Source organism: Candidatus Kurthia intestinigallinarum (assembly GCF_003991225.1).
GTDB lineage: Bacteria > Bacillota > Bacilli > Bacillales_A > Planococcaceae > Kurthia > Kurthia populi.
The window spans coordinates 1-1,083 of record NZ_JTFC01000097.1 but is presented as its reverse complement, the minus strand read 5'-3'; the positions used below and the strand labels follow the sequence as shown (position 1 = coordinate 1,083).

The following is a 1,083-nucleotide window of genomic DNA, read 5'->3' as shown; positions in this document are numbered from 1 at the left end:
TATCTTTTACCTCTGCTTTCCCTAAGCCCCATTTCTCCTCTAAAACTCCTTGCGTTATATCTAGATTAACAATCATATGATAATGAATCGCTCCTCTTTCTTGAAACTCTATTACATCAATAAATTTAAGCTCTTCATTTTTACATAATCTACGCAATTTTTTCTTGAAGTTTTTTAATGCTTTATTGGCTTCTTTTACATCAGTTATATTCTTTTCAAATGTTAAAGTAATGAATTTATCGCCGTTAGAAAAATTGGCTTTGATAAGTCTTTTAACAGTATTTCTAGCTCTGATATTACTCTTAGCTCTTGATTTTAGTCGTTCTTCAGGTGTCTTGTTGTCATTTTTAGAGTAGCTACGTCTGTATTTACCTGTATCACTACTTGATAAATCTCTTAATTGGATAGGTGTTATATGAAAGTATACTTCTACACTGTCACCACTTACATATACCTTTGTTGAATAAGATTTAGAATTTTTCAAAGTTCTTGCTAAATTTGTAGCCTTTTCTTCTACTTCTGCAAGTTCCTGTTTTATATCCCATAAAGCATCCTGCTCATCTAGAGGTATATTTTCATAAATTTCTTCTGATTGTGAATTCATAATTATTTACTTCACTCCTTTGTTAAATTAATAAATTATTCAAATTTTAATTACTATGGTTCTTTTATGTAAGGTAAATAATAACAAGGTAATTACATAAAAGAACCGCTCTTTTTTTCACCCAAAACTCCTGAATATTTTTATGTATTTATTTAACTTATTATGCAAAAATATACTTATACATATTTTATAGAAAGGGTGAATATGCGTGCATACCAACCTACATTTACAACCAGTTGCAACTCAATATGATCGCTATCAAGAAGCCTTGAAGCAAATTGAAGAAAAGATTAAAAATCGAGCAAAAGACTTTGAAATACTTCTGTATGAATCTGAAGTTATTATAGAGTTCTACAGTAAAAAGAAATTACCATTCCCATTACCTGATAGTGATATCCAACTTTTCAATGGTCCAATACTAGCGATTAAAAAGGATATTCTTTATTATTGGGATATCAAAACACAACAGGTTCATAAAA

At 29.2% G+C, this 1,083-nt stretch carries 2 protein-coding genes; one reads left to right on the top strand and one right to left on the bottom strand.

The annotated features are described in order from the left end of the window. Nucleotides 1–604 (bottom strand): rolling circle replication-associated protein (locus QI30_RS18870; RefSeq protein ID WP_425475035.1); only part of this gene is annotated, 604 nt, incomplete at its 3' end. Between the two features lie 208 nt (nt 605–812). Here QI30_RS18870 and QI30_RS18865 point away from each other — a divergent pair. Then, on the top strand, nt 813–1,083 hold a 271-nt coding region (locus QI30_RS18865; RefSeq protein ID WP_148113890.1), incomplete at its 3' end, for a hypothetical protein.